This window comes from Pseudomonas sp. MWU12-3088, assembly GCF_023242405.1.
GTDB classification, from domain to species: Bacteria; Pseudomonadota; Gammaproteobacteria; order Pseudomonadales; family Pseudomonadaceae; genus Aquipseudomonas; species Aquipseudomonas kribbensis.
Window position 1 is genome coordinate 770,946 of record NZ_JALJEA010000001.1, and the last position, 23,564, is coordinate 794,509.

Annotated in this window: 21 protein-coding genes; 6 read left to right on the plus strand and 15 right to left on the minus strand. The window is 60.6% G+C overall.

Going from position 1 to position 23,564, the window contains the following annotated elements; translation table 11 throughout:
• Positions 1–16: 16 nt before the first annotated feature.
• Positions 17–727 (plus strand): histidine phosphatase family protein, encoded by a 711-nt coding sequence (locus M5B98_RS03505; RefSeq protein ID WP_085710097.1) that lies wholly within the window; start codon positions 17–19, stop codon positions 725–727.
• Between the two features lie 48 nt (positions 728–775).
• Positions 776–1,093, plus strand: coding sequence for an SCP2 sterol-binding domain-containing protein (locus M5B98_RS03510; RefSeq protein ID WP_085683892.1), 318 nt, complete (start codon positions 776–778; stop codon positions 1,091–1,093).
• A gap of 56 nt (positions 1,094–1,149) precedes the next feature.
• Here M5B98_RS03510 and M5B98_RS03515 read toward each other — a convergent pair whose 3' ends face one another.
• The 13 genes from M5B98_RS03515 to M5B98_RS03575 all read right to left on the minus strand — a co-directional run bounded on the left by M5B98_RS03515 (position 1,150) and on the right by M5B98_RS03575 (position 17,517).
• The gene (locus M5B98_RS03515) at positions 1,150–1,644 is read right to left on the minus strand and encodes a hypothetical protein (RefSeq protein ID WP_248741830.1); all 495 of its coding nucleotides are present in this window, start codon (positions 1,642–1,644) and stop codon (positions 1,150–1,152) included.
• Positions 1,645–1,736: 92 nt separating this feature from the next.
• Positions 1,737–2,789, minus strand: a complete 1,053-nt coding sequence (locus M5B98_RS03520; RefSeq protein ID WP_248741831.1) for a hypothetical protein — start codon at positions 2,787–2,789, stop codon at positions 1,737–1,739.
• A gap of 12 nt (positions 2,790–2,801) precedes the next feature.
• Complete coding sequence (locus tag M5B98_RS03525; RefSeq protein WP_134826519.1) at positions 2,802–3,329, minus strand: PAAR domain-containing protein; 528 nt, start codon at positions 3,327–3,329, stop codon at positions 2,802–2,804.
• A 35-nt stretch (positions 3,330–3,364) separates the two neighbouring features.
• Positions 3,365–4,999 carry an ABC transporter ATP-binding protein gene (locus tag M5B98_RS03530; RefSeq protein ID WP_248741832.1) on the minus strand — a complete coding sequence of 545 codons (1,635 nt, stop codon included), beginning with the start codon at positions 4,997–4,999 and terminating at the stop codon, positions 3,365–3,367.
• A gap of 1 nt (position 5,000) precedes the next feature.
• The gene (locus tag M5B98_RS03535) at positions 5,001–6,023 is read right to left on the minus strand and encodes an ABC transporter permease (RefSeq protein ID WP_248741833.1); all 1,023 of its coding nucleotides are present in this window, start codon (positions 6,021–6,023) and stop codon (positions 5,001–5,003) included.
• A complete protein-coding gene (locus M5B98_RS03540; protein ID WP_248741834.1) occupies positions 6,023–7,087 on the minus strand; it encodes a microcin C ABC transporter permease YejB in 1,065 nt (354 codons plus the stop codon). The genes M5B98_RS03535 and M5B98_RS03540 overlap by 1 nt, the downstream gene beginning before the upstream one ends.
• The gene (locus M5B98_RS03545; RefSeq protein ID WP_248741835.1) at positions 7,074–8,924 is read right to left on the minus strand and encodes an extracellular solute-binding protein; all 1,851 of its coding nucleotides are present in this window, start codon (positions 8,922–8,924) and stop codon (positions 7,074–7,076) included. Before M5B98_RS03545 ends, M5B98_RS03540 begins: the two co-directional genes overlap by 14 nt.
• 114 nt (positions 8,925–9,038) lie before the next feature.
• Complete coding sequence (locus tag M5B98_RS03550; RefSeq protein ID WP_248741836.1) at positions 9,039–11,693, minus strand: TonB-dependent receptor; 2,655 nt, start codon at positions 11,691–11,693, stop codon at positions 9,039–9,041.
• Between the two features lie 116 nt (positions 11,694–11,809).
• A complete protein-coding gene (locus M5B98_RS03555; RefSeq protein WP_248741837.1) occupies positions 11,810–12,313 on the minus strand; it encodes an RES family NAD+ phosphorylase in 504 nt (167 codons plus the stop codon).
• Positions 12,310–12,801, minus strand: coding sequence for an MbcA/ParS/Xre antitoxin family protein (locus tag M5B98_RS03560; protein WP_248742166.1), 492 nt, complete (start codon positions 12,799–12,801; stop codon positions 12,310–12,312). The genes M5B98_RS03555 and M5B98_RS03560 overlap by 4 nt, the downstream gene beginning before the upstream one ends.
• A gap of 250 nt (positions 12,802–13,051) precedes the next feature.
• Positions 13,052–15,973: a TonB-dependent receptor gene (locus M5B98_RS03565; protein WP_248741838.1), complete on the minus strand. Its 2,922-nt coding sequence runs from the start codon at positions 15,971–15,973 to the stop codon at positions 13,052–13,054.
• Positions 15,974–16,063: 90 nt separating this feature from the next.
• On the minus strand, positions 16,064–17,014 hold the full coding sequence (locus M5B98_RS03570) for a FecR domain-containing protein (RefSeq protein WP_248741839.1): 951 nt from the start codon (positions 17,012–17,014) through the stop codon (positions 16,064–16,066).
• Positions 17,011–17,517 carry a sigma-70 family RNA polymerase sigma factor gene (locus tag M5B98_RS03575; RefSeq protein WP_085710106.1) on the minus strand — a complete coding sequence of 169 codons (507 nt, stop codon included), beginning with the start codon at positions 17,515–17,517 and terminating at the stop codon, positions 17,011–17,013. The genes M5B98_RS03570 and M5B98_RS03575 overlap by 4 nt, the downstream gene beginning before the upstream one ends.
• 296 nt (positions 17,518–17,813) lie before the next feature.
• Between M5B98_RS03575 and M5B98_RS03580 the strand changes: the two genes are divergently transcribed.
• From M5B98_RS03580 to M5B98_RS03595, 4 genes are all read left to right on the plus strand, one after another.
• Positions 17,814–19,532: a hydrogenase maturation protein gene (locus M5B98_RS03580; RefSeq protein WP_248741840.1), complete on the plus strand. Its 1,719-nt coding sequence runs from the start codon at positions 17,814–17,816 to the stop codon at positions 19,530–19,532.
• A gap of 238 nt (positions 19,533–19,770) precedes the next feature.
• A complete protein-coding gene (locus M5B98_RS03585; RefSeq protein ID WP_085710108.1) occupies positions 19,771–20,634 on the plus strand; it encodes a LysR family transcriptional regulator in 864 nt (287 codons plus the stop codon).
• 109 nt (positions 20,635–20,743) lie between these two features.
• Positions 20,744–21,889, plus strand: a complete 1,146-nt coding sequence (locus M5B98_RS03590; RefSeq protein ID WP_248741841.1) for an SRPBCC family protein — start codon at positions 20,744–20,746, stop codon at positions 21,887–21,889.
• Positions 21,890–21,945: 56 nt separating this feature from the next.
• Complete coding sequence (locus tag M5B98_RS03595; RefSeq protein WP_263859850.1) at positions 21,946–22,962, plus strand: SMP-30/gluconolactonase/LRE family protein; 1,017 nt, start codon at positions 21,946–21,948, stop codon at positions 22,960–22,962.
• Positions 22,963–22,995: 33 nt separating this feature from the next.
• Here M5B98_RS03595 and M5B98_RS03600 read toward each other — a convergent pair whose 3' ends face one another.
• Together M5B98_RS03600 and M5B98_RS03605 are read right to left on the minus strand one after the other, a co-directional pair.
• A complete protein-coding gene (locus M5B98_RS03600) occupies positions 22,996–23,163 on the minus strand; it encodes a hypothetical protein (RefSeq protein WP_248741843.1) in 168 nt (55 codons plus the stop codon).
• Positions 23,164–23,271: 108 nt separating this feature from the next.
• On the minus strand, positions 23,272–23,514 hold the full coding sequence (locus tag M5B98_RS03605) for a YdcH family protein (protein WP_085710111.1): 243 nt from the start codon (positions 23,512–23,514) through the stop codon (positions 23,272–23,274).
• Positions 23,515–23,564 lie beyond the last annotated feature (50 nt).

Sequence of the window (23,564 nt, forward strand, 5' to 3'; positions counted from 1 at the left end):
CCGGGATGACGCGGACGTGGGCAGCATCTACTTGATTCGACATGGCCAGGCCTCCTTCGGTGCAGACGACTATGACGTCCTGTCGCCGACGGGTGTGCGCCAGGCAGAGATCCTCGGCCGCCACCTCGCCGAACTCGGCGTCAGCTTCGACCGTTGCCTGTCAGGCGATCTGCGCCGCCAGCAGCACACGGCCAACAGCGCGCTGGAACAGTTCGCCGCTGCCGGCCTGCCGGTGCCTGCTCTGGAAATCGACTCAGCCTTCAACGAATTCGACGCCGACGCCGTGATCCGTGCCCTGCTGCCGGCCATGCTGCCCGAAGAACCCGAAGCACTGGACATCCTGCGCAACGCCGCACAGAACCGTGGCGAGTTCCAGCGCATCTTTGCCCTGATCATCGAACGCTGGCTGGCCGGCACCTACGACACGCCCGGTCTGGAAAGCTGGCTGGGGTTCGTCGAACGGGTACAGGCCGGGTTGAACCGTATTCTCGATCAGGCCGACAACACCCAGAAAATCGCGGTGTTCACCTCGGGCGGCACCATCACCGCCCTGCTCCACCTGATCACCCAAATGCCTGCCCGACAGGCCTTTGAACTGAACTGGCAAATCGTCAACACCTCGCTCAACCAGCTGAAGTTCCGCGGTCGCGAGGTGGCTCTGGCTTCCTTCAACAGTCATGCACACCTGCAACTGCTGAAGGCCCCGGAACTCATCACTTTCCGCTGAGTCCGGATTACTGTGACCCTGCTGCAATCAACCAAAAAGGATCGAACCATGACCTCCGTAGCTGATGCCGTAAAAGCAATGCAAGCCAAGTTCAACCCAGCCGCTGCTGCCGGCCTGGATCTGGTCTTCGGTTTCAACATCACTGACGAAAACAAGCAATACGCTCTGATCGTCAAAGACGGCACTTGCGACATCCAGGAAGGCGAAAACGCCGACGCCAACTGCACACTGGTGCTGGACAGCGAAACCCTGAAAGGCATCGTCAGCGGCGAAACCGACGGCATGCAGGCCTTCATGGGCGGCAAGCTGCGCGTTGAAGGCGACATGATGCTGTCGATGAAACTGTCCGAGCTGTTCCCGGCGTAAGTCGCAGGCCAGCCAAAAAAAATCCCGCCTTGATGGCGGGATTTTTCGTTTCGGCGTCATGGGATGCCAGCGGCGTCCAGCTCCTTGAAGACCTCACGATCGGCGATCTGGGTATCACTGTCGGGATACATCAACTGGACGTTGCCCCCGGGGATGATTGCACCTGTTTGCCCATCACGGGCGAAGGTGATGACATACCGCTCTCCCTGATACTTCAAGTAAATATTGTAATAATCCTGCGGTTTATCCGGCGCTGCGAAAGCGCTGTAGCGATAACGAACTCGCGGAACCAGCATCGGCCAGGTGTTGCCGAGCGAGTCACCATTGACCGCCGGATCAGCCGCTTCGAGAGCCACAATGGCAGCCGCTACCACTTCATCGTTGTCGCTCGACTTGAAAGGCAATGGGCGGTTACGCAACATGGTTACGGCGCTTGCCTTGCCCTCGGCCACATCGCGACGGTACAGGTCGTTACGAAACCATTTTGTTGCATCAAAACGGTTTTCTTCCGGACTCCAGTCGCCGTAATACATCATTACTTTCTCGCTCATCGCATCTTCCCTAGTGTGCAGATACAAACCCATTGCACTAAAAACCAGCAAAAAAGCCGCTATCACGCCAACGCGCGTGCGAAAACTAACAGTCATGGTTGTGCCAACTGCCCCTTTTTAAACTTTAGTTGCTGCTTCGGCGGCCCCAAAGGCGTGCTGCCTGAACGAACCTTTCCGACAGCACCGTAATCGTCCAGCGGAAATTTCATGTTCTTTTCGTTCTTCGCTCGACTGTCGGCATGCAACAACAGCTTTTTATCGTTTTCGCTCGCCTGCTCCGGCGGCTGGACCGGGGCCGACTCGCCCGGGAGTGCCAGGGTATCGTCCTTTTTGGACAATCTATATTCAGCAAGACGTCGTTCATAACCGCGCTGCCTGATCCTGAATGCCGATTTGGCTTTGGCATCCGACGCCACACGCTCGCGCGCTCCGTCCAGGCCGTCGCGATCTTTTTCACTGCCATACGTCTGGTCATAAAGACTGCGGCGTGGGTAGGCATGAATGGTTGCCCCCGTTGCGTCGGCAAGTTTCTGCGCAAGGCTGAGTTCGTAATGTTCCTGACCTTCGCTGACCAGCGCCGTCTCATCCACCCCCAATCCGGTTCGGCAAGCATAAGAAAAGATGTTGGCGCCCAGAGCAAAGGCCTCAGGCTTCAGCTGACTGGCATGGGCTGGCCCAAAGCGATAGGTAGCGTCCTTGCCTTCGATTTCATAACCGAACTCGATATTGAACACCACGCCATGGGCAAAAATGTCGAGTTGTTTGATCTCGCGCTTCTCTTCGACCCGCTTGTTTATGAAGGCCACCAGTGCGTCGGCGGAATCGATCTCGAGGTATTCGGCTTTGTATTTGTTGACGACAAGCTCTTTGAGCGTCGCGCGCATTTTGGGATCGTATTCGGCTGTAAACAGCAGAAAGAAGGTTTTGTCCGCAGCGCCCTTTTTAATGCCCAGATAGTCTCTCAACTGCCCGACACCCTGGTTGATGAAGCTCATCTTGTTACCGTAGTTTCCTCGAAACTCGGTCCAGCGACTGATGTGATAGGAGCCTACCACCGTCACATAATCGTATTTGAGCGTTCCCGTGACCTGGGTAGTTCCGTGCTGGTCGCTGGTCTGTCCCTGCTTTTTCTTCGGTGGTGGCACGTTCAACTTTCCTTAGTAATCAATGCCCAGGGCATCCAGGTGAGCGGCGGCTTCCTTGCCCCATTGCACGACAATCGATGTCGGATCGGCTGTGAATACCCGTGCCGCGTTACCGTGATTGTCGGTGTGGCCGACCAGACGCTGACCATCGCCGGTTTCAATGCAATAGAGCATGTCGGGAATGGCTTCGCCGGTCCCTTCGTCCACCAATTGGAATCGTTCACTGTGCTTGGGTACGGTAATGATTGGCGTGAAAGGAGCGGAGCCGACCTGAGTGCCAACGAACACATCGCCGGAGCCGGTAATGATCATCCCGCCATGAGCGGTGGCACTGCCGAGAAAGGCGATGGGCTTGCCATTGATCAGGATGTTGCCGATGCCTTCGGTGACCGTATCACCACACGCCGTGGTGTCGCCGACACGCAACACGGGCATGCCGTTGATGTTCACATCAGGTGAGCCACTGGTGCTGGGGTTGGTACCGTGGCCAGTGACCGGACAGGCATTGAGATCGCTCAGGCGCGCGGCAGGCTTTGCCATCGTTTACTTCCGTGTAAGGGCTGGGGACGCGAAATTTACCGGATATGTTCAATTGATGAAAGGCTGCTCTCCGGCACGGCCTGCACCCTCGTGACCGTTGTCACAAACGAAGCGGCCAGCAACTCCCGTGTATAGGGATGCTGCGCCGAACGGAACAATTCGTCCGTTTCCCCTCGTTCCACCACCTCGCCGTTCTTCATCACAATCAGGTCGTGGGCCAGTGCCCGCACCACCGCCAGGTCATGACTGATGAACAGATAGGCCAGTCCGTGTTCCTCCTGCAACCGACGCAACAGCGCGACGATCTGCTTCTGTACGGTGCGATCCAGTGCCGAAGTGGGCTCGTCCAGCAGGATCAGATCCGGCTTGAGCACCAGCGCCCGGGCGATGGCGATGCGTTGCCGCTGCCCGCCGGAAAACTCGTGGGGATAGCGATGACGTGTCGCCGGGTCGAGTCCCACATCCCGCAGGACATCGATCACTGCCTGCTCGCGCTCCTGCGCGTTCATGTCACTGTGAACCTGCAAACCCTCGGTGATGAGCTGCTCCACGCACAAGCGCGGACTGAGACTGCCGAACGGGTCCTGAAACACCACTTGCAGGCGTTTGCGCAATGGTCGCAGTTGTTTGCCGCTCAGATGTTCCAGCGCTTCCCCCTCGAAACGGATACTGCCCTCGGCATCGATCAGGCGCAGGATCGCCTGTCCGAGGGTGGATTTTCCCGAACCGGATTCACCGACGATTCCCAGGGTCCGTCCACGTTGCAGGCTCAGGTCAATGCCATTGACCGCGTGCAGCCAGGACTTGCGGCGCAACCAGCCACCACCGAGCCGGAAGCGCACGTTGAGATTGCGAACTTGCAGCAGATCCTCCGCACCGACCCTGTGCAGCGCCACGCCGCCGGGCTCGGCATTGAGCAGTTCGATGCTGTAGGGATGCTGAGGCGCCCGGAATAACTGCTCGCAAGTCGCTTGCTCGACGATCTCGCCGGCGCGCATCACCGCCACTCGCTGGGCGATGGTGCGCACCAGATTCAAGTCATGGCTGATGATCAGCAGCGCCATGCCCAGTCGTTGTTGCAGGTCCTTGAGCAGCAGCAGGATTTTGCGCTGCACGGTAACGTCGAGGGCAGTGGTCGGCTCATCAGCGATCAATAACTGAGGCTCACACGCCAGTGCCATGGCGATCATCACTCGCTGCCGTTGCCCGCCGGAGAGCTGATGCGGATAAGCCTTCAGACGCTCGTGTGGGCGTTGAATGCCCACCAGCTCCAGCAACTCCAGAATCCGCTCCCGCGCCGCAGCCCCGGCCAGGCCTTTGTGCAGCGCCAGACTTTCGCCCAGTTGCCGCTCGATGCTGTGCAACGGGTTCAGCGAACTCATCGGCTCCTGAAAAATCATCGCGATCCGGTTGCCGCGCAGTTGCCGCAGATAACGCTCATGCACGCCGAGCAACTCTTCGCCCCCATAGCGGATGCTACCTTCAATCTGCGTGATGTTCGGGTCGAGCAGTTGCAGGATGCTGTGGGCCGTCACCGACTTGCCGGAACCGGACTCGCCCACCAGCGCCAGGCATTCACCCGGAAGGATGTCGAGGTCGATGCCGTGGACCACTTCCTGGCCTTTGAAGGCAACCCGAAGGTCGCGTATTTCGATCAAATGTTCACGCATATCAAGTCCTCGGGTCGAAGGCATCACGGCAGGCTTCGCCGATGAAGACGAGCAATGAAAGAATCAGCGCCAGCACAAAGAACGCCGTCAGGCCCAGCCACGGCGCTTGCAGATTGGTCTTGCCCTGACCGATCAACTCACCCAGCGAAGCACTGCCCGCCGGCATGCCGAAGCCGAGAAAGTCCAGTGCCGACAAGGTTGCAATCGCCCCGGTAAGAATGAACGGCAGGTACGTCAGCGTCGCACTCATGGCGTTGGGCAGGATGTGCCGCACGATCACCTGCGCATCGCCGACACCCAGCGCCCGTGCGGCTTTCACGTACTCCAGCCCCCGGCTACGCAGGAACTCGGCACGCACCACGTCCACCAGGCTAAGCCAGGAAAACAGCGCCATGATCCCCAGCAGCCACCAGAAATTCGGCTCGACGAACCCGGACAGAATGATCAGCAGATACAGCACAGGCAGCCCTGACCAGACCTCCAGCAAACGCTGCCCTAGCAGATCGACCCAACCGCCGTAATAGCCTTGCAAGGCCCCGGCAGCGATACCGATCAACGCACTGGCGGTGGTCAGTGCCAAGGCAAACAGTAGCGACACCCGCGTGCCGAAAATCACCCGCGCCAGCACATCCCGGGCCTGATCGTCGGTGCCCAGCCAGTTGTCGCCGGAGGGCGGGCTCGGTGCCGGTTCCGTGAGGTCGTAATTGACCGTGTCGAAACCGAACGGGATAGGCGCAAACAACATTCGCCCGCCCTGCCCCTCGATCAGCTCGCGCACCTGGGCGCTGCGATAGTCCGGTTGAAATGGCAGCTCGCCGCCGAAATCCTGCTCGGTATAACGTTTGAACGCAGGGAAATGCCATTCGCCCTGATACGTCAGCAGCAGCGGTTTGTCGTTGGCGACCAGTTCACCTCCAAGGCTCAATCCGAAGAGTGCGAGAAACAGCCACAATGACCACCAGCCGCGACGATGAGCCTTGAACTGCGTCCAGCGACGCTGCCCGATGGGAGAAAGTGTCAGCATCAGGCAGCCCTCGCCGTAAAGTCGATACGCGGATCGACCAGTGTGTAGCACAGGTCGCCCAGCAGTTTTATCAAGAGCCCGAACAGGGTGAAGATGAACAGCGAACCGAACACCACCGGGTAATCCCGCGACACCGCCGCTTCGTAGCTCAGGCGTCCGAGGCCGTCGAGGGAGAAGATCACCTCGATCAGCAGCGAGCCGCCGAAGAACACCGTCACCAGTGCCTGGGGCAACCCGGCGACCACCAGCAGCATCGCATTGCGAAACACATGCCCGTACAACACCTGCCGCTCGCTCAGTCCCTTGGCCCGGGCCGTGACCACGTACAGCCGCGAGATTTCGTTGAGAAAACTGTTCTTGGTCAGGATCGTCAGCGTCGCGAAACCGCCGATCACCAGCGCACTGACGGGCAATACCAGATGCCAGAAGTAATCGGCCACCTTGCCCCACAGCGTCAGCTCGGCGAAGTTATCCGAAACCAGCCCGCGCACCGGAAACCAGTCCAGCGCCGTACCGCCGGCAAAGACCACGATCAACAGCAGCGCAAACAGGAACCCCGGCATCGCATAACCGATGATGATCGCCGCGCTGCTCCAGACATCGAACGCCGAACCGTTGTGCACGGCCTTGCGGATGCCCAGCGGGATCGATACCAGATAAGTGATCAGCGTTGCCCACAGCCCCAATGACAAGGTCACCGGCAATTTCTGCCAGATCAGCTCGGTCACCGTCGCGCCACGAAAGAAGCTCTTGCCGAAATCCAGTTGCGCGTAGCTTTTGAGCATCAGCCACAGGCGCTCGCTTGCGGGCTTATCGAAGCCGTACTGACGCTCGATATCGGCCACAAGCTTCGGGTCCAGGCCTCGGGTCGCGCGGGACTCACCGCCAATGGTTTCGACATGGCTTGCGCCCACCGCCCCGCCGACACCGATTCCCTGCAGACGAGCGATGGCCTGCTCGACCGGGCCACCGGGCGCGGCCTGCACGATCACGAAGTTCACCAGCAGAATCGCGAATAGGGTCGGCACGATCAGCAGCAGACGCCGCAGGCTATAACCCCACATGGGCGAACTCCTTTTGCTGTTTTTGCGCCTGAGTGGCGGTCAACGCCGTGGGACTGATTTCCCACCAGGTGTCGAGGCCGGCGTCATACAACGGCGCAATCGCCGGCCTGCCGAAACGGTTCCACCACACTGTGGAAATGCCCGGCGGGTAATAGTTGGGAATCCAGTAGTAGCCCCACTGCAGCACCCGATCCAGGGCACGTGCATGGTGTAAAAGACTCTCGCGGCTGTCGGCTCGCACCACACCTTCAAGCAACGCATCCACCGCCGGATCACGCAGCACCATGTAGTTGTTGGAGCCTGGATCTTCGGCGCCGTCGGAACCGAAGTAATTGAACATTTCGCGCCCTGGTGCCTGACTCACCGGATAGCCGACGACAATCATGTCGTAGTCGCGACTGCGCACGCGGTTGGTGTATTGCGCGGTGTCGACCTGACGGATATCGAAGCCGATGCCGATCTGCGCCAGGTTGCGTTTGAACGGCAGCAGCAAACGCTCGAAGCCTTTCTGGCCGTTGAGAAAAGTGAATTGCAACGGCTCGCCGGCAGCGTTGACCAGTTGATCGCCACGGGGTTTCCAGCCGGCGGCCGCCAGCAGTTTCAACGCCTGCAACTGTTGCGCACGAATGTTGCCGCTGCCGTCGGTGCGCGGCGCTTCGAACACCTGGCTGAACACCTCATCGGGGATCTTGCCGCGCCAGGGTTCGAGGATCTTCAACTCTTCGGCGTCCGGCAATTGCGTGGCCGACAGCGCGCTATGGGAAAAGTAACTGCGCTGGCGCAGGTACATGCTGCGCATCATCTGCCGGTTGCTCCATTCGAAATCCCACAGCATGGCAATCGCCTGGCGCACACGGCGATCCTGAAACATCGGCTTTTGCAGGTTGAACACGAAACCCTGGGCACCTTGAGCCGCGCCGGGGGCGAGGTGTTCACGCAACAACTTCCCCTGCTCCAGCGCTGCGCCGGCATAACCGATGGTGTAACTGGTGGCGGAGAATTCGCGGTTGTAATCGAAGCCGCCAGCCTTGAGCACCTGCCGCGACACATCGGTGTCGGCGAAGAACTCCACACTCAACTGATCGAAGTTGTAGAGCCCGCGGGTGACCGGCAGATCTCTGGCCCACCAGTCCTGAACCCGCTGGAATTTCACACTGCGACCGGCATCCACCGCGCTGACCCGATAAGGGCCGCTGCCGGGCGGAATCTCGAAACCACCACCCTCGGCAAAGTCCCGCGTACGCCACCAGTGCTCAGGTAAAACAGGCAGTACCGCCAGATCCAGTGGCAAGGTACGGCTATCGTTGTTCTTGAAGACGAAGCGCACCTGAGTTGGCGACTCGACCTGGACCTCGGCGACATCGCGAAACTGCTGCCGATACTTCAGGCTGCCCTGTGTGGTGAACAGCTCGAAGGTGTAGCGCACGTCTTCTGCTGTGATCGAAGTGCCGTCATCGAAACGCGCCGCTGGATTGAGATAGAAGCGCACCCAGCGCCGATCCGTGTCCAGTTCCATACGTTGCGCCACCAGGCCGTAAACGCTGTAGGGCTCATCCTTGCTGCGATAAGCCAGTGGCGCGTAGAGCCAGCCATCGATCTCTGCGACGCCGGTGCCTTTTTCGACGTAGGGAATCAGGTGATCGAACGGACCGCTTTCCAGCGAAGAACGCCGCAGGGTACCGCCCTTGGGCGCATCGGGATTGGCGTAGGCCAGGTGCTGGAAGTCCGCGGCGTACTTCGGGGCTTCGCCGTAGACCGTGAGGGCATGCTGAGGCTGAGCAAATATCGCAGGGCTCAGCAGAAGACATACGCCCAGCAAAGTGAGTCTGGAAAACATGGGCAGATCCTTTAACCGCGTGCCTGCCTGATTGTGTTGTGCAACAGGCGGGCATTTTTTATAGGGCCGGTTTTAGAACGATGAGTTACTAAAAGCGGCCATGTCTGGGCATTCTCAGAACTTGTAATTGAGCCGCGTGAATAGCGTGCGCCCGAACGGGTCGCCGTATTTCGGGTCGTAGCCGCTCTGGAACGTGTAGGTCTGATTGCTGAATGGCGGCTCGCGGTCAAACAGGTTCTTCACCCCCAGCGTCACCGCCAGGGTCTTGCGCCAGGTGTAGGTGCCGGCCACGTCCCAGACGTTGTAGGAGCCAACGTAGTCGTGGGTCTCGCGGTCCGAGTCGTGATAACCGCTGGTGTAGCGGTTGGTCAGGCTCGCGCCGAACGGGCCGTAATTCCAGCTGCCGGTCAGGCTGTGACGCCAGCGGGCCACCGCGCCGGCCGACGCGAAGTCACCCCCGCGAAAATCTCCGAGCTTGTCGATGAAATCGCCCTTGAGCTGCTGCTGATACTCGTAACGGCTGACGTAGGTGCCTTGCAGGCCGATACCGAAATCACCGTATGGCGTGCTCGGCAGGCGATAGTCGAAGCTCACGTCGACGCCGTTGGTCTTGATCTTGCCGAGGTTGGCCAGGCCGGTGACGACGTGATCGATGGAGCCGTCAGGCTTGCGGATCAAGCGTTCCGGATACAGTTCCGGGTTTTCGAATACCGCCGACTCGGGGAATTCGGCGATCTGGTTGGCGATGCTGATCCACCAGAAATCCAGCCCGGTGGTCAGGCGATCGAACGGCTGATAAACGAAACCTACGGTGACGTTGCGCGCGGTTTCCGGGCTCAGGTCAGTATTGCCGCCCGTGGTGCGGTTGAACTGCTGGGCGCAGTCGCGGTTGGCAATGCCGCCGTTGCTCGGATTGCCACCGGCACACAGGCGCGGGTCGTTGTAATTGGCGTTGGTGAAGGTGGTGAAATTCGGGTTATAGAGTTCATACAGCGACGGTGCGCGGAAACCTTCGCTGTAAGCGCCGCGCACCACCAGTTCCTTGAACGGTTGAAAACGGAACGAGTATTTCGGGTTGGTCGTGCTGCCGAAATCGCTGTACTTGTCGTGTCGCACGGCAGCGGACAACTCCAGGCTGTCGAGCACCGGCACATTGACCTCGGCATATTGCGCCGAGACACTGCGATCCCCTGACACGCTGCCGTTGGGGTCCACGCCGAGGCTCTGCACATCACCGGCAAACGCGGCGAAGTCCTGATGGAAGTCTTCCTTGCGGTACTCCCCGCCAAGCGCCAATGCCGATGGACCGGCGCCGAACCAGTCACCGATCTCGCGACTGACACGGCCATCAATCGCCTTCACCCGGCCCACAGCAGTTGCGTAATCACCGTCCACCGCGTTGGCCGCCAGCAATGCTGAACCGACAGCGGTTTGCGGGCCGAACGGGTTGATCACGCCATTGGCGATCCCCTGGCTGACGGCGCGATCATTCACATAACCACTGCGGATCGTGTTGACCACTTTGTTCTGGTTGTACGAAGCGCCAAGGTTGTAATCCCACCCAACCAGCGTTCCGTCGAAACTCAGCAGCAGGCGCTGACCAGTGTTGTCGTCTTCGTGGCGGCGGGCGCCGACCGCCGTTTCACGCCAGTTCACGTCCACCGGCTGCGTTGAATCAAGGGCAAAACCGCTAGGCCCGGGGGTGATGCCGTTGCCCGGATAAAACGCCGTGCCGGGATTGACCTGATTACCCATCAGGGTGCCGGGACCGATCTGGGTGCGGTTTTCGTTGCGCGCCCAGAAGTATTCGAGGCTGACGTTGTGATCGTCCGACAGCTTGCCGGTGGCTTTGGCGAAGGCCGAGGTCTTCTCGGTTTCCGGCACCAGATCCAGGTAATTCCAAAGGCTCTGGCGGCAGATGCCGTTACGCGACAGCAGGCCCGGTGCATTGCAACCGGATCCCGCCAACGGGTTGGTAGCGTTGCTGCCCTGGCTCCAGTTGGCCGGCGACGCCGTGCCGGAGGTGTAATCGAGCCCTCGCCCCGGCTGGTAGTTGTAGGTGTAACCACGATCTTCAGCGGCCAGGCGTTGCTGCTTGTCGTAACTCACGACGCCGAAGACGTTGAAGCGATCGTCCTGCAAATCACCGAATCCCCAACTGCCGCTGAAGTTACGGCTTTCACCGCCGCCGGAGTGCGTCGGCGTGTCGTAGCTGGTGCTGATCTGGCCCTCGGTGAGGCTGGTCTTGGTGATGAAGTTGATCACCCCGCCAATCGCATCGGTGCCGTACAGCGCCGAGGCACCATCACGCAGCACTTCGACCCGGTCGATGGCGGCGAACGGAATGGTATTGAGGTCCACACCGGAGCCATTGATGGCGTTGGTTGCGTTGTTGCTCAAGCGGCGGCCGTTGAGCAGCACCAGCGTCTTGTTCGGCCCGATACCACGCAGGTCAGCGTAAGATGCCCCGCCGCTGCTCGACCCTACCGAACGTCCTGAACCCACGGAGGACTGGTTGGCAGAAATGCGGTTGACCAGCTCTTCTGTGGTCGTCACACCTTGCTTCTGCAACTCTTCCACCCGAAGGATGGTGACCGGTACTGCCGTTTCGGCATCGACCCGGCGGATCGCGGTGCCGGTCACTTCGACCCGTTGCAGTTGAGTGGTCGGTTCTGTAGTACTGCTTTCGGCGGCAATCGCCGGCAACGTGTTGATCGCCAGCAGCAAGGCCAGGCTCAACGGGGATCTAACGGGTGAAAAACGAATCATGAACAGCCATCCCTGCGTTTTGGTTTATGCAGGAATGTGCGATGACCAACAGGGATTTATAGGGCGCGGTTTAGACCGTTGGGTGATGAGGTTATGCAAATCGATAAGCCCACTCATCAACTCAAAACCATCTCCTTGAGCAAACGGGTATCAAGCCCGAACCGCTCTTGCGAGACCATCCTGAACTGCCCCTCCGCCAAATCGCAGCTCACCAGCAGGTTCCACGAATGCCGGGTTGCCGCCGAGGGAATCAGTACAAACGGGTGCTCGGCCAGCAACGCGTCGGCAAACAATTGCTGATTGGGTGAAGGCTGTGCAGGGCTCAGCCAGTAAGGGTTCGGCACCTCTTCGGGCTGCACGATTTTTACCTTCGCGTCGCTGATGACTTCAAAGCACGTCAATACATAAGGTTCGCGGTCCAGGGCATCAAAACTGCGGTTGGCTGCCACCTCCAGAATGGCCGACGACGGATCGACTGACGCGTAGACGACGCGTCGTCCGGGAATATTCCATCGACCGCCTTTCAGCTTCGATCCGATCCCGCTGTCCCACGTACCTCCGTAAACCTCGGGATCCAGCCGCCATGCATACCAATGTTTGTCCCACGGCAAGGGGTTCATGGGTAAACCCCGTAGATCAGCTGCACCAGATACTGCTCCACCATCTGAAAACCCAATGGATGCAGGGTCAATTCCAGCGGCACATGGCCGTGAAAATAGGTAGAGGGTTTCTGCATCCAGTCCTCCGCCCGTGGTTGCCCCCCGAAGGCCCGAATGGCCAGCTCCAGCACCAATGCATATTGGTAGGCGATGACGCTCTGTTGTGGGTCAAGCCGTATCGGTTCATCTTCTTTCAGCAGTCGCCGGATCGTTCTGACCGACTTGCCAGTGATGAGTTTGACCACGTCGCCTTGCTGGTAAAGCCCGGAGGTTGAAAGCATGTCGACGACGTCTTTCAACTCAAAGCCTTCATTCGTAAGGTGAACGATCATCATGGCGTCATCACCGATGTTCCGGCCATGTACGAGCAATTCAACAGGCTTGCCCGCGACCTTCTTCAAACCCGTCAACCGGGGTACCTTTGCACTGGGCAACGCGACGTCCTCCATGGGGCATCTGGCACAATCAGCGCGCCATTGATGGCAGGTGGAATAAGCAGGCGTTTCGTATTCGAGGTGTGCAGTACGCATGATCCATCCATTATCAGATGGCCTGAACGTCCAGGCCGTTTACGACTTCAATGTCACAGCCGATGCTATAGATCACGCTTCCGACGACCAACCTGAAAAAGTCGTCGGAAATATCCCCGTTTTCACGCAAAACCCGCTTGTTTCCGTAGGACGTTCCGCAAGCAGATGCTTAACCTCCGAAGTGATAACTCACATCCAGCCACCACTGCCGCCCATACGGGTCGTAGTTGCCGGTCGGGTAATACGGCCAGCCTGCCGAGTCGTCATGCTTGACCTGATTGAGCAGGTTGTTGACGGTCAGCCCGACACTCGCCCGCTCGTTCAAGCGATAGCGCGCACTGGCGTTGAACACCGTCCACGGTGACAGACGCCCGTCGCCGGCGCCGTTGGTCACCGAGCCGTAACGAATCCCCATCAGCGTTGCCGTGGCCTTCTGATAATCCCAGGTCAGGCTGGCGTTGACCTTGCTGCGCCAGTCGTAGTTGCTGCGCGAAGTGCGCAAGTCCTGGGTCGGGGCTTCGTCGGATTCCTTGTAAAAATGCGACAGCACCAGGGTGTAGCCCAGCGCCGAACTGAACGCGCCGTACTGCCCGGCGCCCCAGCGGATATTGCTCTTGAAATCCAGGCCGCTGACCCGCTCGCTGGCGGCGTTGATCGCGTTCACTCGCACCCGCTGCAACTGGTTTGGATCAATGGCGGCATTACCGGGATTACGATCGACGCGTGCCAGGGTGGACTGACAGTTGGCCGAGTTGATGTCCTGAGTGCCGTTGCGGCATTCGTTCTCCTCCTGCAACAGGCGGTTTTCGTCGACGGTAGTCAGCAGGTCGTCGATTTCCACGCGCCAGAAGTCGGTGGAGAAATCGAAATTGCGTGACGGCGACCAGACAAACCCGTAAGTCCAGGATTTTCCGCGTTCGGATGCCAGATCCGCCGTGCCGCTCTGGGTGTAGTCGACCCGCCCGCGATCACAGGCGCCTTCCACGCCCTGGCTGCAGCCGTAGTAGTCGATCTGCGCCGGGTAGTAGCCATTGCTGTCGGACTGGTAGATGTAATTCAGATCCGGCGCGCGGAAACTGGTGCCGTAACTGCCACGCAACAACAGGCTGGTGATCGGACGCCATTCCAGGCCGAGGTTGTAGGTTTTCTGTTGCTCGGTACGGCCACTGAACTTGTATTGGTCCCAACGCCCCGCCGCTGTCGCCAGCACAGTGTCAGTGACCGGAATGCTGAACTCACCGCCCGCCGCGTAGCGCTTGCGCGAACCGCCAGAGCTTTGCGCCGGGGTCACGCCATAAAAACTGCCATCGTTGAGGCTGTCGTCCGGGTCGATGCGGTATTCCTGTTTGCCTGCTTCCAGTACGCCGGCAAATCCGACCGGGCCGGCCGGCAGGTCAAACAGATCGCCATTGACCGAGGCGTTGTAGCTGGTGGACACCGACTTGCTGCTCTGGGTCAAGTCACCGCGAAACTGCTGCCATTCCTGAGGCGTCAATGGTCGGTCGAGACGCGAGGCATCCGGGGAAAATACCGGGTAGCCGCCGCGTGTACCGAGCTGCGGGCCCAAGTAGAAATCCTGGATCGACGACAGCGGCGTGTAGCGTGTGGTGCGCACGCTTTTGTATTCCGAGCGATTGGCCGCCAGATCATAGTGCCAGCCGGTGTCGGCGATCTTGTCCGACAGCCCGAGGGTTCCTGTCCATGACGTATCGCGCCACTTGCTGTTGTTGCTGGTACGGCCGCCGATTTCCTCTTCACCGAAGCGGCGATACCAACGCTCCAGATTGCCGCTGTTCTGGTTGATGAAGTCCGGCGACGTGAAGGTCGGGCCGCGGGTGTTGTTCTGGATGTGATCGAGGCCATACATCAGGTCGGCAAACACCTGACCGCTGTCGCTGAAACGCCAGGTGCCGCGGCTGTAGCCGTCGTAGTTTTCCTTTTGCGTCTGGATCGTCCAGTAATCGTTGTACATCTGGTCGGTGCGGCAGCGCCCGCCATTGTTGAACAGCTTGTTGTCGAACGTGCCTTGATAAGCACCGCAGCCTGGTCCCAGGTACCGGTTATTACTCAGGTCGCGACGGTATCCGACATCCGCCAGCGGTCCGCTCTGCATGAAGCCCCGGTCATCGGCCCAGATCGGATCGCGATTGGTCAGCTCAAGCCCGAACAGGCCGTCGAAGTCACCCCAACTGCCGCCGCCGCTGATCTGCAACCGTTGATTGTCACCGCCACCGCGTTCGCTGGTGCCGCCCTTGAGGTTCACGTCGACGCCATTCATCTTGTCCTTGAGGATGATGTTCACCACCCCGGCAATCGCATCCGAACCGTAGATCGCCGAAGCGCCGCTGCTGAGGATTTCGATGCGGTCGATGATCGCCGAAGGAATGTTCGCCAGGTTGGTGAAGTTGACCTTGCCGTCGTAAGGTGTCGGGTAATCGGCGACCCGCCGGCCATTGATCAGCACCAGTGTGTGATTCGGACCAAGCCCGCGCAGGTTGAGGGCGCTGGCGGCCGGCTGCCAGGTGTTGCCGTAGTCTTCGCCCTGGGTCATGCCGGTGTTCTGGGTTTGCGTGGCGAGGGCGTCGTAAACGTTCTTGTAGCCCCGAGCTTCCATTTCTTCGTGGGTGATGACGTTGACCGGGGTCGCGCCATCGCTCTGCGCCCGGGCGATCCGCGAGCCGGTGACCGTGACTTTTTCCATGCGGTAATCGGCGCTGCTGGCGGGCACCACGGTGGCAGCCTTGACCGGTGCGGCGCTTGGCGCGTCGGCCTGGCGAATACTCAAACCCTGAGTGCCCTGCTCCACTTGCAGTCCGCTGCCGAGCAAAGCTTTCTCTACGGCTTGCCGGCCACCCAACGCACCCCGAACCGCGCTGCTGCGCTTGCCCTGCACCAGATTCTGACTGAAGGAAATCGGCACGCCGGTCTGGCGCGAGATGTCCAGCAGCACCTCGTCGAGCGCTCCCGGGGCGATGTCGAACGTGAACACCTGAGTGGCGGCGTCTTGCGCCAGAACGGCCGAAGGAACGATGCCCATCGCCAGCGCGGCGGCCAGCGTCAGACGGGTTGATTGTTGTTTGAATGAGAACATCGAGGGCTTCCCTGTTGAAGGCGTCTGCAGGGAATGAGCAGCGGGCCGGCGCTTTTTATAGGGGGGCGGATAGACCGGGAAGTTATGGATTTATAACCGCGCTTCGATGCTGACCCAGTACGGGTTGTGCCAGATCACGCGGATCGGCAGCGAGCGTTCGAGCAACTGCAAGGTGCGGTCGCTGTCGTCCAGCGGATAGAGGCCGCTGAGGCGCAGACCGGCGACTTCGGGGCTGAGGTGGAGAATCCCGCGACGGTAACTGCGCAGGCTGTCGATGACTTCGCTCAAGGGGCGGTCGCGCACTTCAAGACGTCCCTGAACCCAGGCACTTTCCTGTCCTTTGCTGCGTTCCAGAGCGAGGATTTCCCGTTCGTTGAACAACAGGCTTTCGCCCGCCTCCACCACTTGCCGCGCGCCGCCGGCAGTGACCACTTCGACCTGCGAATGCAGCATCACCAGCCGCGTCGAATCCTCAGCGCGCTGCACCAGGAATTTCGTACCGAGGGCGCGCATCCGCCCGTGTCCGGTTTCGACCACAAACGGCAGGGCCGGATTTTTCGCCACATCGACCAGCAGTTCCCCGCTGCGCAGGGCCAGCAGACGCTCTGCGCTGTCGAATCGCGGCACCACGCGGCTGCGGGCGTTCAGCATCAAGGTGCTGCCATCTTCCAGCATGAATTCACGTCGCTCGCCTGTTCCGGTCGACAACTCGCCGGCCTCGGGCAACCAGCCATAACGTCGCCCGAGCAACCCGGTCAACACCGCGAGGCCGAGCACGCTCAGGCTGCCGCTGATGAATCGGCGGCGACTGCTGGAGGGCGCATTCAGGCTGTGCAGCACACTCTCACGGGGCAGCCCGCGCAGGTTCGCATGGCGCAACAGGCTCAGCCCGCCGCCCATCTGCTCGATGATCTGCTGATGCCGTGGATCCGCTGCACGCCAGGCGTCGAATGCTGCGCGCTCTTGCAGGCTGACATCCCCCGATTGCAACAACGCCATCCATTGCGCGGCCTCATCGATCAGCGTTTCGTCCGGTCTCATGCTTGCATCGCCTGATAGCAACGTTTGAAGGCTTCGACCATGTACTGCTGCACCCGACTGGTGGAGACACCGAGGCGCTCGCCGATTTCGCTATAGGTCAGGCCATCGAGCTGATGATAGAGAAACGCAGCCTTGGCCTTGGCCGACAGACCGTTGAGCAGGCGATCCACCGCCAGCAGCGCTTCGATCACCAGTTCCCGTTCCTCGGGCGATGGATGCACCGGCTCCGGCGCCAGCGCCAGGCTTTGCAGATAGGCACGCTCCAGATCCTGCCGGCGCCAGCCTTCGTAGACCAGACGCCGGGCAATCGTGGTCAACAGCGCGCGGGGTTCGCGAATGGCCAGCGGATCGGGCAGTGCCAGTACCCGCAGAAAAGTTTCCGAAGCAATGTCCTGTGCGCTGTGCGGACAGCCGAGGGTGCGGCTGACTGCGGCGCATAACCATCGGTAGTCCTTTTGGAACATTTGCCCGATGAGCTGGTAATGCGGGTTGTGACTCCCCATGCCTTACTCCCTGAAACGGGCTCCACCCGCTGCGAAAATCCATGGATACGCCGGGATCGTCCGGCGTTGATCAGGGCTGCGACTGTGCAATAGCGTCGCGGACATTTGAAGTAATAAAAAATCAGGATAAGCAAACCATTGGACATAAGGCGTTTGGTCGCCACGGCAACATTGGCTGACACAACGTTGATCTCGATCAGTGGCGCCCGCCACGCCACTCTCTAACCTTGCGCCTCCATCGATAGCCACGGACGGCTCACCGGAGCCTGCGGCTGACCTTTCAAGGAAGAGCAATCATGCGATCACTCAACATCATTCTTCTGTCTTCGGCGTTCAACGGTCTGACCCAACGCGCCTGGCTGGACCTGCGTCAGGCGGGCCACTCGCCCAGCGTGGTGCTGTTTACCGATGAAGCCGCCGTGTGCGAGCAGATCGAAAACAGCGGTGCCGACCTGGTGATCTGCCCGTTCCTCAAGGATCGCGTTCCCCATGCGCTGTGGAGCAACCCGCAACGCCCGGTGGTGATCATTCACCCCGGCATCGTCGGTGATCGCGGCGCCAGCGCGCTGGACTGGGCGATCATGCGCGAGCTGCCGTCCTGGGGCGTGACCGCGCTGCAAGCGGTGGAAGAAATGGACGCCGGCCCGGTCTGGGCCACCTGCGAATTCAACCTGCCGGCAGGCTTGCGCAAATCCGAGCTGTACAACGGCCGGGTCAGCGACGCGGCGATCCGTTGCATCCGCGAAGTGGTGGAAAAATTCATCGACGGCTTCGTCCCGGTGCCCCTGGATTACACCGATCCCAAGGTTCGCGGTTGCCTGCAACCGAACATGAAACAGGACGACCGCACCTTCAGCTGGCACGACTGCTCGCGTTTCATCAAGCGCTGCATCGATGCAGCGGACGGCCAGCCCGGCGTACTCGCCAGCCTCGCCGGCGGCCAGTATTACGTGTATGACGCGCACCTCGACCAGCGCACCGGCATCCCCGGCGAAATCCTCGCGGTGCACGACGATGCGGTGCTGGTGGCGACCGGTGATCACAGCCTGTGGATCGGCTCGCTGCGACGCAAACCGCAACCGGGCGAGGAAACCTTCAAGCGTCCGGCGCGGCATGTGCTGGCCGGGCAATTGGCGGATGTGCCGGTGCTGGACTGGTCGATTGCCAACGCACCGTTCAGCGATGAGGCCTATCAGCCGATCCGCTATCGGGAGTCCGGACACGTCGGCGAGCTGACGCTGGAGTTCTACAACGGCGCCATGAGCACCGAGCAGTGCCAACGCATGGTCGAAGCACTGCGCTGGGCCAAGTCCCGCGACACGCAGGTGCTGCTGGTCAAGGGCGGGCGCGGCAGCTTTTCCAACGGTGTGCATCTGAACGTGATTCAGGCTGCCGAAGATCCGGGCGCCGAAGCCTGGGCCAATATCCAGGCCATCGATGATGTCTGCGCTGAATTGCTCAGCGCACGGCAACTGGTGGTCAGCGGGGTCACCGGCAATGCCGGTGCCGGCGGTGTGATGCTCGCCCTGGCGGCTGACATCGTGTTCGCCCGCGCCGACATCGTGCTCAACCCGCATTACAAAAGCATGGGCCTGTACGGCTCGGAATACTGGACCTACAGCCTGCCCCGCGCCGTCGGCCCGGCCATGGCCGAGCAACTGACCCAGGCCTGCCTGCCGGTCAGCGCTGCCCAGGCGCTGCAACTGGGGATGGTCCAGGAAATCGGCCCGCGCTGCCCGGACGAGTTCTCGCTGTGGCTGCTACAACGGGCAAACGCGGCACTGACCGATCCGACGTATGCGGCGGTGCGTGAGCGCAAGCTGCGGGTCGATCATGAGTTGATTCGCCAATGCCGTGAAAGCGAGCTGCAAGAGATGCAGGAAGACATGCTCTACAACCGCAATCAGTTTGCCGAGAAGTGCCGGAATTTTGTTTACAAGCGCAAGACTTGCTGCACGCCGGCGCGGTTGGTGGAGGATTGGGCGCGGGTGCGTGAGGCTGAATTAGCTGGTTGATCGGCGGCGTCTGCTTTCCCCTCACCCTAGCCCTCTCCCCGAGGGAGAGGGGACTGACCGAGTTGTTTTGCGCTATACATCGACCTGAAAAATCGTGTCGATTATGGATTCAAAGCCGAACTTTCAGGTCGATGTATCTCGTCAATATCCCCGTATCGGTCCCCTCTCCCCCGGGGAGAGGGCTAGTGTGAGGGCGCTTTTGACTTACAATGCCGGCACCTCAATCTCCGGCCCGCCCATGGACATCGACCTCGCCCGCACCTTTCTGGAAATCGTCCGCCACGGCAGCCTCGCGGCAGCGGCGGAAAAGCTGTTTGTCACCCAGACCGCGATCACCGCCCGCGTACAAAAACTCGAAAGTCAGTTGGGCAGCACGCTGTTCGTGCGCAACCGCGCCGGTGCGCGGCTGACTGCCAATGGCGAGGCGTTCGTGGTCTACGCCAATCAGCTGGTGCAGACCTGGGAAGCCGCGCGCCGTGACCTGCCGCTGCCCGAGGGCTACGACAACGTGCTGCACATCGGTGGCGAGGTCAGCCTGTGCAACCCGTTGATGCTCAGCTGGGCCGCCGAACTGCGCGAGAAGATCCCCAGCCATGCCCTGCGCATGGACATCCGCGACGGCGAGAATCTGCTGCGTCAACTGGAACTCGGCGTGCTCGACGCCGCGCTGGTCTATCAGCCGGAATACTGGCCGGGCCTGCAGGTCGAGCAAGTGCTGGAAGAAAAACTGATTCTGGTCCGGACACCCAACCGCCCCGCTCCCTACGTGTACATCGACTGGGGCACGGACTTCCGCCGTCAGCACGATGCTGCACTGCCGGAGAAAGCCAAGGCTGCCTTGAGCTTCAACCTCGGCCCGCTGGCCCTGCAATACATTCTGGAGAACGGTGGCAGCGGCTATTTCCGCACCCGTGTCGTTCGCACCTACCTGGAAAGCGGCGCCCTGGAAGTCGTGACCAAGGCACCGGAGTTCGGTTATCCGACCTACCTCGTCTATTCCCGCGACCGCGACTCGGCGACCCTGCAACAGGCGTTCGATCTGCTGCGCGAAGTGATCAAGGCCGATGACGACTGGTCCCAGCGCTGGAATCCGTTGAGCTGACGACCGCTATGCACCGGAGCATGGCAGTTGTGACCTCAAGGTAGACCCTGCACAAACGGCGGGATCGGCTAATCTGCCGGGATAACGACAATATCCGCAGGTGACCGCAGTGAGGCAGACCACCGAGGCATTTCGCAGCCGCTACCGCGCGGCGATTCATCCGCTTTACAACCCGTGGCTGCACGGTGCCTTTGTGCTGCTGTTCGGCGTGCTGGCCATCGGCGCGTTCTGGAGCAGCGTGCAGCAGGTTCGTCCGCTGGAATGGCTGGCGGTGCCGCTGACCTTGCTGTTTTTCAATTTCGGCGTGTACGTGGTGCACCGCCACCTCGGGCATCACAAAAAAGCCTTCGCCAAAATGTTCTACGCCCGCCATGCCGGCGACCATCACAGTTTCTTCACCCCCGGCCACATGACCTGGGACAGCGCCCGCGACTGGCGGGTGATCCTGTTTCCGGCATGGCTGATCGTTGTACACACGCTGGTGATCACCCTGCCCCTGTGGTGGCTGTTCGCACAGGCCAACGCCAACGTCGCCGGGCTGTTCGGCGGCTGCATGGTGCTGGGTTATTTGACCTATGAGGTGTTTCACGCCTGCGAGCACTTGCCGGAAAAGCATCCACTGAGCCGTCTGCCGTGGATTCGCCAGATGCGTCGTCTGCACGAATTGCATCATCGGCGCGAGCGCATGCAGGAGCGCAATTTCAACATCGTCCTGCCGTTGATGGATTACCTGTTCGGCACCCTCTACTGGGAGCCGGACCCCGTCCCCCTTACCGATTCGAGAACGCCCATGACCCGCATGCAGCATCCAATCGACATCGCCGGCGACCCGATTGCCGTCCTCGCCTACGCCGCCACTGTCAGCCGCTGGCCGGAGTGGCACCCTTCCTCGCTGAAAATCGACGGTCCTGCCGGGCCTTTGCATGCCGGAGCCCGTTTCGAGGAAGACATTCATGCCGGTGGCCGCGAAGGACATTTGAGCTGGGAAGTCACCGAGTACCTGCCGGGGCGACGCTGGTGTGCCCGGGCCCAGGGCGATCACGGTCTGTCCCTGCTGCTGACTTATGAATGCTCGGCGCATAACGACGGGACTCGGTTCGTTCGCACCCTGGATTACCAGTTCGAGAGTCTTGGCATGCGCATCGCCAATCAGCTGTTGCTCAAACGCCGCATCGAACGTGAGTCGGCGGCCTCGTTGCTGGCCTTGCGCGATATGGCAACCCGGCATCTGGCACTCGCGGGAGCTCACGTGTGAAGCTGCGCCATCTGATCCTGCTGCTGGTGATTTTGATTCTGGCCTTCCTGTTGCTGATGCCGACCAAAGTCGAGCCGGTGGCGTGGAAGCCACAAGCGGCCCCGTCCTTGACCGAAGGCCCTTACGCGGACAATCAACGCCTCAAAAGCGCGAAACAGGTCGGCCCGGGCGATATCGAAGGCCCCGAAGCGCTGCTGCTGGAAGACGACTTTCTGATCACCGGCCTGCATGACGGGCGCCTGCTGCGCACCAGTCTCGACGGCCAGCAGCGTCAGGTACTTGCCGATACCGGCGGGCGTCCACTCGGCCTGGCGCGGCACCCCAACGGTTTGCTGGTGATTGCCGACGGGGTCAAGGGCTTGCTGTCCCTGGATGCGCAGGGGCGACTGACCGCGCTGACCACCGAAGCCAATGGCCTGAAGTTCGGTTTCACCGACGATGTGGCCATCGACAAGTCCGGGCATTACGCCTACTTCAGCGATGCCTCCAGCCGCTGGGGTTACGGCCATGATGGTGAGGCGATCATCGAGCACGGCGGCGACGGCCGCTTGCTGCGCTATGACTTCCAGACCGGCAAGACCAGCGTCCTGCTCGACAAGCTGGAATTCGCCAACGGCGTGACCCTCGGCCCGGAAGACGCCTATGTGCTAGTCAATGAAACCGGCGCCTATCGCATCAGCCGCTACTGGCTGACCGGGCCGAAGGCCGGCACCCATGACCTGTTCATCGACAACCTGCCGGGGCTGCCGGACAACCTCGCGTTCAACGGTCGGGACCGGTTCTGGGTGGCGCTGTACACGCCGCGCAATCCGCTGCTCGATGGCACCGCCGGACACCCGTTCGTGCGCAAGATGATCGTGCGGGCGATGACCGTCGTGCCCAAACCGGTGGAGAAACGCGGGTTTGTGCTGGGGCTGGATCTGGACGGCAAGGTGATCGCGAACTTGCAGGATGCGAGCGACGGCAATTACTCGCCGATCACCACCGCGCGCGAGTACGGCGACTGGTTGTATTTCGGCTCGCTGAAAGCCACGCACATGGCGCGGATGCCGCTGGATGCAGCCTTGAAGTGAATACCGTATCGACTTGCCAGCGATGGCGGACGGTCAATTGCTGGATCGGTCGAATTTGTCCGGGTCTTCATCCTCCGGCACCTCGTCGTCCTTCCGCTTTCCTTCCGGATGGCGGACGGTATGCGCCGGACTGTTGGGCTCGGGATGGGTGGGAACCGGGTCAAACGCACCCTGCTCTTCACTGGGGAATTTGGGATTCATAAGGCACCTCGCAAAGAGTCGCTGATTGAAGACTCTGTACATTCGAGGTGCCCGTCGTGGCTGTCGTTCCAGTCGTGCACCATCGAAGGTCGATGGCGCGACTGACGGTCAGGTTCGAGCCTGCAATTGCTCGACGATCTTGTCTTTGACCTGCAAGCGTTTCTCTTTGAGTTTCTTCAGTGCGTCATCACTGGGCGCGTCCGAGGCTGCCGTCTCGGCCTTGACGACCTCGGCGTCCGCCTGGGAATACTTGTTGATCAGTGCGTCCAGATGTGGATCCTCGGTGCGTCGTTGCTGGATCTCTTCCTTCGTAAGTTTCAAGTCCTGATACAGGTCATGGGTCACCGGCATGGAACACCTCCGTCAATTGATCGGCAGCCGACGCGACCGATTGCGTCAGC